Source organism: Bacteroides luhongzhouii (genome assembly GCF_009193295.2).
Classification (GTDB): Bacteria; Bacteroidota; Bacteroidia; order Bacteroidales; family Bacteroidaceae; genus Bacteroides; species Bacteroides luhongzhouii.
This window is the reverse complement of the sequence record NZ_CP059973.1, coordinates 1,626,737-1,643,955: the sequence shown is the minus strand read 5'-3', so window position 1 is coordinate 1,643,955 and position 17,219 is coordinate 1,626,737. Positions and strand designations below refer to the sequence as shown.

Below are 17,219 nucleotides of genomic sequence, written 5' to 3'. Positions count from 1 at the left end.
TTATAATCCAAGAAGTTGTTGCAAACGTCGCACCGATGTTTCAATCTGCCAACGGTCTTCCAGTTCGTCTGCATTAAAGATATATTGTGCCTGATGATAGAAAGGCGCGCGCTTCTCAAGCGCCTGAACGATAAACGCTTTCAGTTCGTCATCCTCTTTCCCCTGAAGAATAGGGCGTTGCTGCTTAGCCACACGCAAGCGTCTGAACAATACATCCGGATGTACATCGAGAAAAACCGTCTTTCCAGTCCGGTTCATAAAGTCCATATTATCAAAAAAACAAGGCGCTCCACCTCCCGTCGAAATGACCACATTCTCAAACTCGGCTACTTCATGGAGCATATTCCGCTCCAGTTCCCTGAATCCTGTTTCGCCTCGTTCAGTGAATAATTCTCCAACGGTTTTGTGTAAACGCTCTTCGATATACCAGTCCAGATCAACGAACGGTATATTCATTTGCCGGGCAAATGCTTTACCCAGCGTCGTTTTTCCGGCACCCATATAGCCGGTAAGGAAGATACGAACCATAAATGACTAATTTTGCTCACAAAATTAGTCATTTAATAGATAATAGATAATGGATAACAGATAATTATTAGTTATCAGTTATGAATTTCTTCTTTTTCAATCTCTTTTGTTCATTCTCCGTCATTCATTATTTGAATACTTTTACCCGTTCTTCAAGCGGCTGAAATTCTTTTTCACCCGGTTTGCCAATAGGAAGTCCGAACGGCATTTCCGCAATCAGATGCCAATGTTCCGGCAAGTTCCATGCACGGCGCACTTCTTCATCAATCAACGGGTTATAGTGTTGCAGCGATGCTCCGAAACCTACATCCTCAAGCATCACCCAGATAGCCAGCTGGTGCATGGCAGAAGTCTGCAATGACCATCCCGGGAAATTTTCCTGATAAGGCGGGAAAGCCTCCTGAAGTCCTTTCACTACCTTTTGATCCTCAAAGAACAGTACAGTTCCGTAGCCACAGGCAAAGGAATGATCTATCTTCTCTTCTGTCTTTATAAAAGCTTCAGCCGGTACAATCTTCTTCAATGCATCTTTCACAATCTGCCACAATTTCTTATGAGATTCTCCCAACAGGAGCACCACACGTGTAGTCTGCGAATTGAATGCTGACGGTACGTGGCGCACGGTCATATTAACGATACATTCGATCTCCTGATCGGATATAGGTGACTGATTAGTAATTGAATAGTAAGTCCGACGTTGTTTCAAAGCCTCACTAAAAGATCTTTCCATGATAGTTCCTTTCTTATTTTATATTCTTAAAACTCTCTTTTTTTTATAACAAGTATCCTCCCTAACTTGTTCAGTTAGAGAATATATTTGTACCTTCGCAGCGTCAATTCATTGACTATCTAAATTTATTGTCAGAAAAATGGCTAAACAGAAATTTTATGTCGTATGGGAGGGAGTCACACCCGGGATTTACACTTCCTGGACGGACTGCCAGCTTCAAATCAAAGGATACGAAGCTGCCAAATACAAATCATTCGATACGCGCGAAGAAGCGGAACGCGCGTTGACAATGTCCCCCTATGCTTATATCGGCAAAAATGCAAAGTCTAAAGCAGGAGGTTCCAAACCTTCGTCAGATACTTTACCCTCTTGCGTGATCGACAACAGCCTGGCAGTCGACGCAGCCTGTAGCGGTAATCCGGGACCGATGGAGTATCGTGGAGTACACATTGCCAGCCGGCAGGAAATTTTTCATTTCGGCCCGATGAAAGGCACGAATAATATCGGTGAGTTTCTAGCCATCGTACACGGGTTGGCGTTGTTGAAAAACAAAGGTTTCGACATGCCTATTTACAGTGATAGCGCCAATGCGATCAGCTGGGTACGACAGAAGAAGTGCAAAACCAAACTTCCCCGCACTCCGGAAACGGAAGAACTGTTTTTATTGATTGAACGGGCAGAAAAATGGTTGCGGGGAAACACGTATACCACTCATATCCTGAAATGGGAAACGAAAGAATGGGGAGAAATTCCGGCCGACTTCGGCAGAAAATAAAAGAATATAAATTTCAATAGATGAAAAGATGAAAACATTGACTTCAAGTAAAGCTTTCTGGCTGTTATTAGTCATTTGCGTAGTTACTATCTTGCCTTTCCTCGGCTTGTCGGAGTACCACACGAAAGGTGAGCCTCGCGAATCCATTGTTTCCTACTCCATGCTGGATAGCGGAAACTGGATCTTACCCAGAAACAACGGAGGAGAAATGGCTTATAAACCACCTTTCTTTCATTGGAGCATCGCTGCTGTATCAGCAGTAGTGAACGGAGGGCAAGTCACAGAAATGACTTCCCGCCTGCCATCCGCCATCGCCTTGATCGCCATGACTCTCTGCGGTTTTCTGTTCTTTGCCAAAAGAAAAGGAGTGCAACTGTCGTTGCTGGCTGCCTTTATCACTCTGACTAATTTCGAGTTACACCGGGCCGGAGCAAACTGCCGGGTGGACATGGTGCTGACAGCGCTCACTGTCGGTGCTCTTTATTGTCTCTACAAATGGTATGAGAAAGGGCTCAAAGGCATTCCCTGGCTGGCCATTCTCCTGATGAGCTGCGGAACACTGACTAAAGGACCGGTAGGCACTATCATTCCATGTTTAGTTGTAGGCATATTCTTGTTACTCCGGGGTGTCAACTTCTTCAAGGCATTCCTGCTACTTTCCGCCTGGGCTATCCTTTCTCTCATTCTGCCCTTCTGTTGGTACGTAGCCGCCTACCAACAAGGCGGAGAAGAATTCCTCGCATTAGTGATGGAGGAAAACCTCGGCCGCATGACCAATACCATGAGTTATAATTCATGCGTGAACCCCTGGCACTATAATTTTGTGACCTTATTTGCCGGATACGTCCCCTGGACACTGTTGGCCGTACTTTCCCTGTTCAGCCTGACTTACCATAAGTTCAGCATCCGGCCGGCCGCCTGGTGGAAACGTTTCACTGCATGGATAAAGAATATGGATCCGGTGGATTTATTCTCTTTCACCAGCATCGTCGTAATCTTCGTTTTCTACTGCATCCCGCAGAGCAAACGCAGTGTCTATCTGATGCCTATCTATCCTTTCATCGCTTATTTCCTTGCCAAATATTTATTTTATCTGGTCAAGAAGCAATCCAAAGTCATTAAAGTATATGGAAGTATTCTTGCGGTAATCAGTCTGTTGCTGTTCACTTGCTTCATTGTGTTAAAATGCGGACTCATCCCGGAAACAATTTTCCACGGGCGTCACGCACAGGACAACATTAATTTCATGCGCGCCATACAGAATATCAGCGGCGCAGGAGCCTTGTTTCTGGTTGCCGTTCCTACCGTCCTCGGTATCTACTGGTGGTTCTATCAACGGAAACACACATTGAGCAACCGCTTCTTGTATGCTCTCGTCGTGCTTACCATGGGATTATACCTTGCGTTGGACGGTGCTTATCAGCCGGCAGCATTAAATTCGAAATCCGTCAAATTCGTCGCTGCAGAGATCGAAAAGATTGCGCCGGAAAGCGAAGGAACTATTTACGAATTCATTGAAGAAAGTCTGCATGCGGCAGGTGACCCTGTGCATTACTTCGAGATTAATTTCTATCTGCATAACCGTCTCGACAACTTCTATCAGAAACGTCCTGCCAAAGGCTTCTTGCTGATCGGTACCAATGACGCAGAAAAATATCTTCCTGAATTTGAGAAGGAGGGGTATCAGTTTGAACAGGTTTACGAATCTCCCAAACGAGTGCTCCGGCAAATAGCCAAAGTATACAAGTTCGTTAAAAACGAACAGCCTGAAAATACCGAAACGACCCCTATTGTTGAGTAAAAGGGAGCGAATTTACCGTTTTTCCATGCTTCACAAGGAACTCTGCCGATTGGAGCATGGAAAAACTATATTCTTTTAAAGGCAGAAAGTGATCGTCCATCGGGACGGCTTTCAATTTGCCATTGTCTATATGATAAGTGAATTCCTGCTGCGTCTCGTAATTATAAAGATACAATAACGTATCATTGCGTCCCACAATCATATTGTCGGCAGTATAAAACATACAGGGACGTTTTTCCTTCAACAAATCCACTCCAAAATTATTCTGCAGATAATCAATATTCAGCAGCCCCAATATCGTGGGCTGTATATCTACCTGACCTCCAAAAGTGTTTTTCTCTTCCGGATGAATACGACTGGAGTAAATCATCAGCGGGATATGGTTATAAGATTCCGGCAACTCACATTCGGCGTCTCCCACCAGTTTGCCATGATCTCCTTCCAACACAAATATCGTATTATCAAACCAAGGCTGTTTACGTGCCTCTTCAAAAAACTTACGCAAAGCCCAATCCGCGTACTCAACAATCTGCGTCTCGGGTTCACTCGTTTTCGGATGGAAGAAAGGAGGTATCACATACGGCGGATGATTGCTGATGGACAACAAAGTAGCAAAGAAAGGCTCTCCGGTGGCAGCCCGCCGATTCAATACGGGAACTGCATAGTCATACAGGAAATCATCCTGCACTCCAAAGCTATTCACAACCTTATCAGCCGGATAATCTTCTTGTGAGAACACTTCGTCATAGCCGTTTGTCCGGAAGAATGCGTTCATATTGTCATACTGCCCTTCGTGCGTCATAAAGAAAAGGTTATAATAACCATTTTCTTTCAGAACAGTAGGCAGTCCCGAATAGCGGGGAATGACAGAACCTTTCATAAGGTTCCGTTTCATCATCGCCGGGAAAGAATATAAGGTGGCATACAAACCATGATTCGTATGGATTCCTGCCGAATAGAAATTACGGAAGCTAATAGAACGGGTATACAGACTATCCAGGAAAGGAGTCAGCGTCTCTGATTGCCCGAAATGCTTCATCAGTTTACTGGACATAGATTCCATCATAATCAGTACAACATTGGGCCGACCTTGCTGCACGCTATCTGGTTTTGAAGCATGCCTGTACACAGCCAATGGTGATACGGCTGCCTCTCCCGGACGGTTGAGCAGGGCTTGCGCCTTAGCTATGGCTTCCTGCTCATCCATCAGATGCAAGTACTTATTTTCAGGACGCATATCATCCATCACACTCGTCAGCAGATTAAAAGTGGGACTTACTCCCAACTGATTCAGAAAAGCATCCTGACAGAAATATGCCGCACTCACTTTGATCGGATTATAACCTGTACGCCCCCGAATTCCAAAGATGCAGAGGCCGATCAGACAAGCTCCAACCAAAGCCGCAACTCCTCTCTTCCAATAAGGAAACGGAGCGGAAATGGTAAGGCTGCGACGGTGGAAATAATGCGCCAGACAGACAAGCCATACTGTAAACCCGACCAAAAAGAGCAGGAATAATCCGATGGACAGGTAATAGGCACTTTCACCCAGTATCATTCCGGCAGTAGTCCCCGCATAACCGAACCATTCGAATATGGAAGAGTTGATATGTTTAAAGAAATAGGCAAAATAAGGAATGTCCGACGCACTGATTAAATAAACCAATCCATAAAAGACACTGAAAAAGATCGTAAAGAAACGGAACAACGCTTTCCCATAATAGTTGCATACTCCACATACCACCGCAACTGCCAGCGGCAACAGAAGTATGTAGCAACCTATCACATTATCAAACCAGACACCATGTACAAAAGCAAGCACCGACAGGCTCTTATCCGACAAGGCTTCAGAAGTCAATTGATGATAGGATGAGATAAAAAGTACCAGGCGAAACAGTCCTGTGATCAGCAAAGCCGAAACATGTATCGTAAGTATATATACTACAAGATTTAGAAAACGTTTCATAATAGCCTTTTCTTTTTATGAATTAAATAAAAGAGATCTAATAAAATTATTTTCTCCCTTTGTAGATGTAGACGAAATGAAGAATCAGGAAATTGATCGGTACCACAATGATCATTACCAATATCGGTGCCAGCAGTTCACCCGCCCCTATCCAAAGGAAGAGGTTCAGCAAACCGATTTCAAGCAAGTAATTAATCAGATGGCTAAAACTAAAGCCGATCGCATTATGAGAGGATGGCTTGGAACGAAAAGTGAAGAAAGTAGTCAGAAAGTAGTTACAGACAAATCCCACTGCATAACCTGCCGTAAAGGAGATGTTGGCATTCGCAACCAACAAGACCAGGCAATATACGCCATAATGAATGGCCGAAGATATTGTGCCGACGACTCCAAAACGGACGAATTGCCAGAACTTATCCCGCCAGTCCGGATGCTTGTCGAGTATAGCCTTACTTATTCTGATCATCGTACAACACTTCTTCCACGTTATAGAGCGGGCGACGTTTTACTTCTTTATAGATTTTACCAATATACAGTCCGACAGCTCCTATAGACAATAGAACAACTCCGCCAACAAACCAGATAGATAACATCAAAGAGGCCCAGCCGTGTTCCGCAGTGCCCGAAATCAATGCGTAAAGCACATAGATTCCTATCAGAATACTGATGAAGACAAAGATACCTCCCAGATAAACAATACCGTAAATAGGCTTTACCGAGAAAGAGGTTATTCCGTCTAAAGCCAGGCTGAACATCTTTCTTACTGTATATTTGGAGGTTCCGGCTGTCCGTTCCCGGATCACATCATCTACCGTAGTAGAAGGGAAACCCAACAATGGAATAATACCACGCAAATAGACATTACGTTCTTGATAATGAGATAACTGTTCCAGTACTCTCCGACTCAAAAAACGAAAATCCGCATGATTGTAGATAGTCTCTACTCCCATCCGGTGCTGTAATTTATAAAAAGCCGTTGCGGAAAGACGTTTCAACATCGGGTCTGCCTGACGGGATACTTTCACCCCGTATACTACATCATATCCTTCCGTATAGGCATCTATCATCTCCTCAATCGCATTCAGATCATCCTGCAAATCGGCATCAATGGTAATAACGGCATCACTCCAGTCTTTAGCGGTCATCATACCGGCCATGATGGCATACTGATGTCCCACGTTCCTTGCCAGATTCATTCCTTTTATATAAGGATTCGTCCCGTGCAGTTTCTTAATAATGCTCCATGTACGATCTTTACTGCCATCATTCACAAAGAGCACAAAGCTGTCGGCACTGATCTTTTCTTTCGCCACCAGCTCATCAAACAAGGCTGTCAAACGGGCGGCCGAATCTTCCAACACTTCCTCCTCATTATAGCAGGGGGATACAATAGCCAATTTAATCATTTTTTGTCCGGTTTATTTAGTTCAGCCAGTTTTATCTGCGCAAACTCCGAGTAAGTCATAAAAGGATAGCCTTTTTCTTTCAGGTTGCGGATAAGCATATCCAGACGTTCCTCCATTCCTTTACCGGAATGATTGCGGATGATAAAAGGCATCTTAAATTCAGGATGTTCACCCAATGGGTAGAATTCCCACGGGTGGAAATAAGTCACAAAATATCCGTCATGCTTCAATACCCGGTTTATCAGGCTTTGATAAAGCCACATCGGCAGATTATGACAAGACAACCAAAATAGCGGGAAACGAATCCATGGAGTTACAGAAGCCGGGATCTGAAGCAGTTTGCCTGTCATAAAGCAGGTACGCGGCTCTGATAAATGCATATATCTTCCGGGGATAAATGCGGGATTCAATGAGGAGTTGTACACATACCCCATTCGTTCAAGTTCCGTATCTGATACGGGAAACATACGTGGCTGGCGATAGCCTTCTATCGTTCTGCCGGTAAGACGTTCCAGGATTTCTTTTGAACGACTGACATCTGAAGCCTGCGGCTGCCAATGGTCACATCCATGCGCAGCAACTTCATGTCCTTCGTCCATAATGCGCCGCATCACCTCCGGCGCATTTTCTGCAAAATTGCTTGTACAGAAGAAGGTGGCTTTCACCCCATTCTTTTTCAGGCAGTCCAGTATTCTAGTCGTACCATAGACTGATACTTTCATCGCTTCATCCAGCGAAAAGTCTACGCCATGTTCACGAGGTACATCAAATTCTTCTGTATCAAAACTTAATAATATCATTGCACTATCAAAAAATTACAAATGCTGCATTACAATTGTTGCATATCATGCAGGCGTTTGTAATAACCGTTTAATTCTATAAGTTCCTCATGCCTACCACGTTCCACAATTTCTCCTTCATACAATACGCAGATTTCGTCTGCATTTTTAATCGTAGAAAGACGGTGGGCAATAGCAATCGTCGTACGTGTTTTCATCAAACGCTCCAACGCTTCCTGCACAAGACGTTCTGATTCGGTATCCAAAGCAGAAGTAGCCTCATCGAGAATCAGAATCGGAGGGTTCTTCAGGATGGCACGGGCAATACTGATACGCTGGCGCTGACCACCGGACAGTTTTCCACCACGGTCGCCGATATTCATATTATATCCTTCCGGTTTCTCCATAATGAAGTCATGTGCATTGGCAATCTTTGCTGCCTCTACCACTTGTTCCATTGTCGCATTCTCCACACCAAAAGCAATGTTATTGAAGAATGTATCATTAAACAAAATAGCTTCCTGGTTTACATTACCAATCAGACTACGCAAATCAGCAATACGCACGTCACGGATACTCGTTCCGTCAATAGTGATATCGCCTTCCTGCACATCATGGTAACGTGGCAACAAATCGACTAATGTAGATTTCCCGGAGCCGGATTGTCCTACTAATGCAATCGTCTGCCCTTTAGGAACTGTCAGATTTACATGTTTCAACACATCTCTCTTACCATCGTAGCTGAAAGAGATATCTTTAAATTCTATTTTATCATTCAAGCCCTTCAACGGTTTCGGATTCGGAATTTCCTTAATCTTATTCTCTGCCTTCAGGATTTTATCAACACGTTCCATGGAAGCCAGACCTTTCGGAATGTTGTATCCTGCTTTAGCAAAGTCTTTCAACGGATTGATTACACTATATAAGATAACCATATAGAAGATGAATGTAGGAGCATCGATGCTTGCATTCTGTCCCAAAATCAATGTACCTCCAAACCACAATACAGCAACAATCAGGATTGTTCCTAAAAACTCACTCATCGGATGAGCCATAGCCTGACGTATGGCAACCTTGTTTGTCGCATCCCGGAGCTCGTTGCTACATTTGGTGAAGCGGTTAATCATTTTATCCTCTGCAATAAAAGCTTTGATAATACGCAAGCCTCCTAGTGTTTCTTCCAATTGCGACATTGTATCACTCCATTTCGACTGCGCCTCCAATGACTGACGCTTCAGTTTTCTTCCGACCACTCCCATCAACCAGCCCATTCCCGGCAACACAACGATAGTAAAGAGTGTCAACTGCCAACTAACCGTAACCAATGTCACAAAATATATAATAATCAGAATTGGACTTTTCATCAACATATCCAATGAACTAGTGATGGAATTTTCCACTTCTCCCACATCACCACTCATACGAGCTATAATATCTCCCTTTCTTTCTTCCGAAAAGAAAGACATCGGCAGACGCATAACCTTAGCATACACCATAATACGAATATCACGTACCACTCCTGTACGCAATGGAATCATCACGGCTGAAGAAGCAAAGTAACAACCGGTTTTAAACAATGTCATTACCATCAGGAACAGTCCCAAGAATATAAGAGCCATAGTGGGACCATTATCCACGATCATCTGAGATATGTAATAATAGAAGTTATTCTTGGCAACATCCGCTAAATCTCCACTACCCCATTCCATAAAATGGTATACTTTATCCGCTCCTTCTGTTTTAAACAGAATACTCAGAATAGGAATCAAGAAAGTGAACGAAAATACGTTGAATACAGCAGACAAAATATTCAGCAAAACAGCCCAGCCGATATACTTCTTATAAGGCGACACGAAACGTCGCATTAGTTGTAGAAATTCCTTCATTATTTACCATTAAAAAAGTTAAGACCGCAAAGATACAATAAAACTGATTAACAGGCAGTAGTTTCAGCTAATTATTAACGCGATTTATTGAAAAGCACATTTCAACAAACAAAAAATGACTCAATAATTCTCTTTCAACCAAATACCCAAGAAACGATCATATATTTGATACACTCCCTTTTCTTGGGTCACAAAATCCTTTTCTAATAATCCTTTCAATGCTGACTGCACAGAACTGGCTGAAGCCAGTCTGTATTTCTTTATGAAAGCACCGGAAGTGATAGCTTTCGCTTTTCCCTCTTTAGTGATAGCAATCAGTAACTCCTTTTGCTTTTCCGGCAAACGAAAAAGGATTTCCGAATAAGTATATCTGAATGAATCAATAATCTGCCGAATGGCCTCTGACACCATTTCCACTTTACAGACTCCGTGCTCCGGGGTCATATCATAAAGTGTATTCAATACTTTTTGTATATACCATGTGACTCCTTCAAACTGTTGATAAACTGTGGTAACAGCACTTTCTTCCATTTCTTTGCCTGCACGTTTGAAATGCATACATGCAAAACGAACGTATTCTTCTAAAGGAATACTTTCCAAATGCATCATTGACACACTTTGATAAAAAGGTCTGGAAGGCGTCAGAAACATATTCCCCATCACATGTCGCTGGCTCCCGGCAAAAATGAAACGCGCATTATTACAATGCTGCACATAAGTCCGGAGAGTAGCCTCTACATTTTTCTCTGCATACCCGGTAATCTGCTGAAATTCATCAATGGCAATCAAACAAGGCTTATCCGCTTGCTCTAAATACCGGAAGATTTCATCGAGCGTAGTAGCCGGAGCTTGTATATCTCCTAATCCCAAATTCAAAGAAGGCATACCATTCACATCAAAAGAGATACTGGCTTGCAAAGATTTCACACATTCCCAAAAACCATGCAAAGCTTTCTTCCCCACAGGTTTCAGTACTTCCAAAATCTCTTTGCTAAGCGCAAATACCAAATCGCGCAATGACCGGCTGTCATATATATCAATAAAGAAGGTGTAATAGCCATGCTTAATTTCAGGAAACTGAAAGCAATGACGGATCAGGCCCGTCTTTCCCATTCGTCGGGTAGAGACAAGAGCCAGGTTATTCCCATTCATCACTTCGCGTACCAACTGTTCGCTTTCTTGCTGACGGTCACAAAAATAATCAGCAGACACATATCCACTTGTTATAAAAGGATTTCTTATCATAGTCTTCGTATATCTCACGTTATTACGCAAAGATAATTATTATAAAATAATAAAATGCACATCTCGTGCATTATTTCATCATCACCCTTACCCAACAGGCACCACATGATAATAAACCCCGCGTGTTTTCCTGAACGACTTTACACCCAATCTCTGCAAGATACGCCCGAAATAATTAACTTGTCCGGAAGAAAACTTCATTTTACTTGCCTTTTGTATCCGCTGCAATATATCCGCAGCAAGCAGCCATTCTCCTTCTTCTTCCTCCTCTGCCGCCCGATAATACACCTGAAACAATTGTTCAATTACTGGCGACTGTTCAAATTCCCGGTTAGCTTCCGTCATTATAGCCTCTTCTTTCTCATCAAACCAGTAGCGCTCATTACTGCGCAGCAGTGCCATTGCCTGCGCATACAATTGCTCATAGTCAATAGGACGGACCACGTCAATCACTCCAGTCACCTCCACACCGATAAAACGACGACTGCCGGAAGTATCCGTCAGCAAATCTTTATGATTACTCGTTCCTATAAAAGAAGCATACCGACGGAGTTCCTCCACTGCCGAAGCATTCGGTCGCCGTGTGTTGACAACAGGCTTCTGTAGAATATGCTTGAGGAAAGACTGCTGATTAATGCCAATCTGATCGAACTCATCCATATTAATCAGTAAAAAACGATTCAAATATAGCTCGGCATCCCGCTTCCTGCTAAAATCAATACTATCCGTATAATAAGCCTGCAAGCATGGAGGCAAAATTAACCGGCAAAATGTAGACTTACGATAAGCCTGTGGACCGATTAATATAGGAGAAGTACTGTTTGCATGATTCTTTCCCATTCCACGCCAATGTGCTATCATACTGAGAAACCAGCGCCGAAACAATTGCCCCCAATGAGGATGATCACAAGGAACTCGCTTGGCAAGATCGCCGATGTGATCTTTACCATCCCAATGGGGAAGGTCATAAAGAAAGTCCTCAATAGGCTGATAAACCGGCACATGATCCGAATTCAGATAACGTACCACATCTTTATCCCAAAGTTTAAGCCCTTCATAATGTGCATTCATTGCAATACTTGCCATCAACCGCTTATCCACCGGACGAAAATAAAAATTAAAGCTATTTCGTTCACGACATTCCACTTGTGATGTCAGTTGGTTGAAACGGAAATCATAACGTCGTTTCATAAACTCATCCATCTGCATGACAAATAATTGTTCCGGCAACAGACTGCTCTTACTCGCAAATCCCTCTGAAGACCGGTATACATTCCGCACAGTCTCCCGAACCAATGTATCATCCTTCGGCAAGCGATAATGGGCACGAGACCACCGTACTGTATCTTCCTCAGGAATACCGGCACGAAAACAATGTCCAGCAAGATTAATCAACAGCGATTGTTTGTCTCCTTCCGGATGATAATCAGCCTCTTCATCCAGCGCACGTGCAAAAGCAGCTTCGAAAAGGACAGAAAGCGCATTGCATTTTTCATATCCCGGCGCAAGCCGTTGCAATGGTGACGTTTCCGTTTGTACCCGTTCGCGATAAGTCACCTCACCCGGCATAGCCGCAGGCTGCTTCATATAAATAGGCATTGCTTCGGGATTAAAATACAGGTCCGGGTCAAAAGTTAAACGACAATATTGCTCCAATGAAGGTACTTTCAGTTCAATATCATAAGGAAGTTGTGGCTGATAAAACTTCACTGCCAACCGATAGGCATGCGCATGAAAAAGCTCCGCTTCCTCACTAGTTGTCGGCAGAAGATCATTGGGATAAGTAAAACGTACCCATACTTTCACAGACTTTCCGGAAGATCCGGTGAAAGCTAAGTAAGTCTGCGGAAGCTCCTTTACCCGCTCTTTCACTTCATCCGCCTCCATGTGTCCGGACAAGTTGTTGACCTGAATCATCACAATTCCGTTATATTCACTCATCGCCGTTATGCCGCCTTTGCGAAAAAAGGCTGCGGCGGGTATTAACTTCGGTACTTTCTGTACATAATCATTTTTATCACCCGGAAGCATAAAAGGCAGGACTTCTCTCATTTTTGAGACGGGCTGCATTTTGGTTTCCACTTTCATTTGCTCTACGAGCTGTTCGATTCTTAACGTACGCATAGTGTTCACCTTGCCATCGTCTCTTACCAGTGTTATTCTCATTACTTCATTTATTTGTCCTGCATGTGTTTTGTAGGGCGATTATTACGATACAAATATACTGTAAATATTCCACACAAACAACTTTTCAGAGAATACTTATTTCATCTTTCTACTAGAAAAGATTTTTCAATTCTATTTCTCATATTCTCATAGATTTCAGATAAAGCACATATAATCAAAGAAGTACATTATGAGAAACGTTTTTAAAATAGGTATTTCTCATACAATCCTCATCGATTTTCTTCAAAAAACCGCTATTTCTCATACTCTTTCAGGGTATTTCTCATAGTCAGACACAACTGTTCTCCTGTTTATCCGCCAAGCTTATCTTACCAAACATCTAGCTATTTCTTTCATGCAAACAACTAGTTAATTACTTGTTTTTCACCTAATAATGTCGTATCTTTGAAAGAGCATCCCAATCGTTCCACTAGAGTGCACAGGCCTGTTCACTACAGTAAAAAGTTCTGTCTACTAGAGTGAAAAGAGCCGTTCACTCTAGTGGAACAATCAGGATGGCGGTTGAATAATAAAAGAATAAAAGCGAGATACACTAAGAGCATCAGTACATAACATATAAACAACCATTAAATTAAAACAAAGATGGCAATACAGTTCGAGTTTTATAAGAATCCCCAACCGGAAAAAGAAGGGGAAGAACCTAGTTACCACCCACGGGTGGTTAATTTTCAACATGTGACCACTCAAAAGCTGGCAAGAGAAATCCACATGGCAACCACTTTCGGGAAAGCAGAAGTAGAAGCCATGTTAATGGAATTGAGCAGATGCATGGGCAACCATCTGTGCGAGGGAGAACGAGTACACCTGGACGGAATCGGTTATTTTCAGGTTACACTACAGGCCACCGAACCCGTGCACTCACTTACCACCCGTGCAGACAAAGTAAAACTTAAGTCCATTAACTTCCAAGCTGATAGAGATTTAAAAGGTTTGTGCATGAGCACTCATCTACGACGTTCAAAATACAAGCCACATTCCGCTTCTCTTTCTGAAGAAGAGATCGACAAGAAACTCACTGGATATTTTGCAACTCACCCCGTATTGACCCGTTCCAATATGCAGTCGCTCTGCTGTTTCACTCAAAGTATGGCCAGTAGGCAAATCCGTCGCCTTAAAGCACAAGGCTACTTACAGAATATAGGTAAGCCCACACAGCCTATTTATATACCAACACCGGGACATTATGAGAAATGAGTTCAACAGGTATGAGAAATAAGCCAAATCAAGGTCTATTTGCGAATAAAACTATGAGAAATACCAATTCTAAAAGTATTTCTCATAGCTTACTTTATTAATTATCTGCTATTTAAATCAAATCTATGAGAATATGAGAAATGAATATTTCATTTCCGGCGCAGGGGCAGTTCAATTTTCGACCAACCACTTCTCTATATTTCTTGTTTGAGCACTGAAATTCACACCAATCTTAAAAAGTTTTCGTGAATCCGTTTCAAATGGTCGGGCATAGTGTTTGTCATTTATCTGTTGCAGAGCTTCTTCCGCTGTACCATTCAGTTTAAATTCCATAATGTAAATGAACTTGTCAGTCTGCAATACCATATCCACACGGCCTTCACTCGTATGATATTCCGCTTTTACATAAAAACCTACCAGTTTACATACAATATAAAGTACATTCTGATAATGTAACTCCAATTCGCGAGCAAGCTCGTATGGAATATCGGAAAAGAAACTTTGCAGGCGACGGAAAAAAGATTCGTAATCACCGGCACGTACCTCACGAACGAATTTCTGAATTTCAAAGGGAGATTCCACTTTATCCACGTTCGCATAATAAGGAAGCAGAAAACGGATAAATCCTTCCTCCACTTCACGATTAGGAAAACCTAAACGGTAAATTCCAAATTCTTCATCATACCCTTTAATGGTAAGGTACCCGCTCTGATAGATTACCGGAATAGGATTGGTAGATTCAGAGTCAATGCTGTTCAGCACTTGGGTATCGGTTTCTTCATGAGCCATCCGATGAAGGTCGTAATGGTATTTCTTCAGCAACTCCACCAAATAAGTAGGAGTACCCGTTTCAAACCAATAACTCCCAAACTCATTCCGATTAAAAGCATGAAGCAGACTGAAAGGATTGTACATTCCCTTAGAATTATGCGTAAAATGATAACCATCATACATCTCTTTCAACCGGGCACATATCTCCTCATACGTCACCCCTTGTATGTTGGCAAACTCATGAAGCTCAACATCCAGATTATCGTATAGTTCCTGTTCACTGACGCCACAAATATCTACATACTTATTCCACATTGAAATGTCATCCAGATTATTCAGGTCACTGAACACACTAATTTTACCGAACTTGGTAACTCCCGTCAACATAGCAAACTTAATACAGCCATCCTGACTTTTCAATGCGCCATAGAAAGCTTTCAATGTATTGCGAAAACTCTTTTGCAAGGCATCATTACCAATGGCCTGCAACATCGGCTTATCATACTCATCCACAAGAATAGCCACACGCTGTCCTTCCTGTCGACAGGCACGTTTAATAATCCCCTCAAAACGCATCGCTAAGGATCTCTCCGAGGGCTCTGCGCCATACATCTTCTCCCATTCCACCAATGCCCCGTTGAGTTTGTTCTCCAAACTTTCCGGAGTATCATATTTTTCCGTATTAAGATCAAGATGTAATACAGGATACGTTATCCAATCTTTTTCCAGCTTCTCCATAGCCAACCCTTCAAAGAGCTCCCGCTTTCCTTGAAAGTAGGCTTCAAGCGTAGAAATGAGCAGACTTTTGCCAAAACGGCGCGGACGACTCAGAAAATAGTAACTTCCGGTTTTCACCAATTGATAAATCAATGCTGTTTTATCAATATAAAAATAGCCACCTTTACGAATTTTTTCAAAGTTCTGTATACCGATAGGGTAAATCTTGCCACTCATCTTTCACTGTATTTAATTCACATCGTACAAATATACATAGAATTATTCGGAATAGGTACAGATTCCATCATGATTTCATTCCGGCAGCCAAGATACATAACATTTCGATATTATTCTCTATCAATACAGCCCAGTCGAAAAAACTATCCGAACAGAGTATAAGACACATGATAACATTCTAAAGTTGATAATATTATTGCACTAAGGGGTTCAGATTACATACTAAGAAAGTCATAATAATGTAAATATCAAGGTAGACACTAAGGTATAAAGAAAGAACAAAACAATAAAAATCTTTATTGTTTAATACACACGATTTAAATAACATCTTTACTGCCCATTCCGCAATAAAAAGGGCATGCCAGTTTTCCAGCATACCCTCGGTACAAATTGATGTATAGGTCTGTCATTACACATACAAAAGATGCAACTCATAAAAAGACCACTGTAGCCTCCGGACTTAAGGCAGCATTGTTTGGAATTGGTTTCTCTTTAAATATATCAAGAACTGTTCAAACAGATGAATCCTTAGTTAAGGACAATCAAAACAAAGAACTTTTTGTTCAATTTTATGGTGGAAATGGCACAAGTCTTAAATATGATTTAGAAAAAGGAGGAGATAAAGCAAGCAGTATTCAAGTACATAAGCAACTCTCGACTTAAAGAGCTTAAATTAAAACTTTTATATGCTTACGATTGTCGAGAAGGATGGAAGCATCTAGTTACTACTGATGACGGAATAACAACTCGCTATCCAGATTGGAAATTTTGGAACTATGATGGGTACATTCTTGCTATAATCATGGAGGATGGATTCGAATAGAACCTCCTATAGTTGGATATGTTTATCCTAATAATTAGATATCAAGAGGACACGCATCAGAATTATACATTCAATATCTTAGTCCACAAGAACATATAAAAGAGAACTGTCAACGGAGAACTAATAAGCCCCCAAGCTTGAATAACTTTTTATCGATATAGTTCTTTAGCAGAT

The 17,219-nt window shown here is 42.1% G+C and carries 14 protein-coding genes; 4 read left to right on the top strand and 10 right to left on the bottom strand.

The window, feature by feature from the left end:
* Together GD631_RS05960 and GD631_RS05955 are read right to left on the bottom strand one after the other, a co-directional pair.
* The gene (locus tag GD631_RS05960) at positions 1-528 is read right to left on the bottom strand and encodes a shikimate kinase (protein ID WP_143256792.1); all 528 of its coding nucleotides are present in this window, start codon (positions 526-528) and stop codon (positions 1-3) included.
* Positions 529-655: 127 nt separating this feature from the next.
* Positions 656-1,258, bottom strand: coding sequence for a nitroreductase family protein (locus tag GD631_RS05955; RefSeq protein WP_143256791.1), 603 nt, complete (start codon positions 1,256-1,258; stop codon positions 656-658).
* A 139-nt stretch (positions 1,259-1,397) separates the two neighbouring features.
* On the opposite strand from GD631_RS05955, the gene GD631_RS05950 reads away from it, so the two are divergent.
* Both GD631_RS05950 and GD631_RS05945 read left to right on the top strand, forming a co-directional pair.
* The gene (locus tag GD631_RS05950; protein WP_143256790.1) at positions 1,398-2,033 is read left to right on the top strand and encodes a ribonuclease H1 domain-containing protein; all 636 of its coding nucleotides are present in this window, start codon (positions 1,398-1,400) and stop codon (positions 2,031-2,033) included.
* Between the two features lie 28 nt (positions 2,034-2,061).
* Entirely contained in the window at positions 2,062-3,834 is a 1,773-nt protein-coding gene (locus GD631_RS05945; protein ID WP_117809344.1) for an ArnT family glycosyltransferase, read from the top strand.
* Here the strand turns inward: GD631_RS05945 and GD631_RS05940 are convergent.
* The 7 genes from GD631_RS05940 to GD631_RS05910 form a co-directional block, all read right to left on the bottom strand.
* On the bottom strand, positions 3,821-5,800 hold the full coding sequence (locus GD631_RS05940) for an LTA synthase family protein (RefSeq protein ID WP_143256789.1): 1,980 nt from the start codon (positions 5,798-5,800) through the stop codon (positions 3,821-3,823). The genes GD631_RS05945 and GD631_RS05940 overlap by 14 nt on opposite strands.
* A 46-nt stretch (positions 5,801-5,846) precedes the next feature.
* Positions 5,847-6,266 (bottom strand): GtrA family protein, encoded by a 420-nt coding sequence (locus tag GD631_RS05935; protein ID WP_117809346.1) that lies wholly within the window; start codon positions 6,264-6,266, stop codon positions 5,847-5,849.
* A complete protein-coding gene (locus GD631_RS05930; protein WP_143256788.1) occupies positions 6,250-7,206 on the bottom strand; it encodes a glycosyltransferase family 2 protein in 957 nt (318 codons plus the stop codon). Before GD631_RS05930 ends, GD631_RS05935 begins: the two co-directional genes overlap by 17 nt.
* Positions 7,203-8,006, bottom strand: coding sequence for a polysaccharide deacetylase family protein (locus GD631_RS05925; protein ID WP_143256787.1), 804 nt, complete (start codon positions 8,004-8,006; stop codon positions 7,203-7,205). The genes GD631_RS05930 and GD631_RS05925 overlap by 4 nt, the downstream gene beginning before the upstream one ends.
* A gap of 29 nt (positions 8,007-8,035) precedes the next feature.
* Entirely contained in the window at positions 8,036-9,871 is a 1,836-nt protein-coding gene (locus tag GD631_RS05920; protein ID WP_143256786.1) for an ABC transporter ATP-binding protein, read from the bottom strand.
* A 120-nt stretch (positions 9,872-9,991) separates the two neighbouring features.
* Positions 9,992-11,116: an AAA family ATPase gene (locus tag GD631_RS05915; RefSeq protein WP_143256785.1), complete on the bottom strand. Its 1,125-nt coding sequence runs from the start codon at positions 11,114-11,116 to the stop codon at positions 9,992-9,994.
* A gap of 87 nt (positions 11,117-11,203) precedes the next feature.
* Positions 11,204-13,282, bottom strand: a complete 2,079-nt coding sequence (locus tag GD631_RS05910; protein ID WP_087320813.1) for a virulence-associated E family protein — start codon at positions 13,280-13,282, stop codon at positions 11,204-11,206.
* Between the two features lie 603 nt (positions 13,283-13,885).
* Here GD631_RS05910 and GD631_RS05905 point away from each other — a divergent pair.
* On the top strand, positions 13,886-14,497 hold the full coding sequence (locus tag GD631_RS05905) for an HU family DNA-binding protein (RefSeq protein ID WP_143256784.1): 612 nt from the start codon (positions 13,886-13,888) through the stop codon (positions 14,495-14,497).
* A 171-nt stretch (positions 14,498-14,668) separates the two neighbouring features.
* Here the strand turns inward: GD631_RS05905 and GD631_RS05900 are convergent, their stop codons facing one another.
* A complete protein-coding gene (locus tag GD631_RS05900) occupies positions 14,669-16,222 on the bottom strand; it encodes an ATP-binding protein (RefSeq protein WP_143256783.1) in 1,554 nt (517 codons plus the stop codon).
* A 393-nt stretch (positions 16,223-16,615) separates the two neighbouring features.
* Here GD631_RS05900 and GD631_RS05895 point away from each other — a divergent pair, with 393 nt between their 5' ends.
* Positions 16,616-16,885 carry a hypothetical protein gene (locus GD631_RS05895; RefSeq protein WP_143256782.1) on the top strand — a complete coding sequence of 90 codons (270 nt, stop codon included), beginning with the start codon at positions 16,616-16,618 and terminating at the stop codon, positions 16,883-16,885.
* The last annotated feature ends 334 nt before the right edge of the window (positions 16,886-17,219 follow it).

Bases quoted from the DNA above. Each gene is read 5' to 3' on its own strand.
- GD631_RS05900 (WP_143256783.1), bottom strand. From the start codon at position 16,222: ATGAGTGGCAAGATTTACCCTATCGGTATACAGAACTTTGAAAAAATT.
- GD631_RS05940 (WP_143256789.1), bottom strand. From the start codon at position 5,800: ATGAAACGTTTTCTAAATCTTGTAGTATATATACTTACGATACATGTT.
- GD631_RS05920 (WP_143256786.1), bottom strand. From the start codon at position 9,871: ATGAAGGAATTTCTACAACTAATGCGACGTTTCGTGTCGCCTTATAAG.
- GD631_RS05935 (WP_117809346.1), bottom strand. From the start codon at position 6,266: ATGATCAGAATAAGTAAGGCTATACTCGACAAGCATCCGGACTGGCGG.
- GD631_RS05910 (WP_087320813.1), bottom strand. From the start codon at position 13,282: ATGAGAATAACACTGGTAAGAGACGATGGCAAGGTGAACACTATGCGT.
- GD631_RS05960 (WP_143256792.1), bottom strand. From the start codon at position 528: ATGGTTCGTATCTTCCTTACCGGCTATATGGGTGCCGGAAAAACGACG.
- GD631_RS05930 (WP_143256788.1), bottom strand. From the start codon at position 7,206: ATGATTAAATTGGCTATTGTATCCCCCTGCTATAATGAGGAGGAAGTG.
- GD631_RS05895 (WP_143256782.1), top strand. From the start codon at position 16,616: ATGTATAGGTCTGTCATTACACATACAAAAGATGCAACTCATAAAAAG.
- GD631_RS05950 (WP_143256790.1), top strand. From the start codon at position 1,398: ATGGCTAAACAGAAATTTTATGTCGTATGGGAGGGAGTCACACCCGGG.
- GD631_RS05915 (WP_143256785.1), bottom strand. From the start codon at position 11,116: ATGATAAGAAATCCTTTTATAACAAGTGGATATGTGTCTGCTGATTAT.
- GD631_RS05905 (WP_143256784.1), top strand. From the start codon at position 13,886: ATGGCAATACAGTTCGAGTTTTATAAGAATCCCCAACCGGAAAAAGAA.
- GD631_RS05955 (WP_143256791.1), bottom strand. From the start codon at position 1,258: ATGGAAAGATCTTTTAGTGAGGCTTTGAAACAACGTCGGACTTACTAT.
- GD631_RS05925 (WP_143256787.1), bottom strand. From the start codon at position 8,006: ATGATATTATTAAGTTTTGATACAGAAGAATTTGATGTACCTCGTGAA.
- GD631_RS05945 (WP_117809344.1), top strand. From the start codon at position 2,062: ATGAAAACATTGACTTCAAGTAAAGCTTTCTGGCTGTTATTAGTCATT.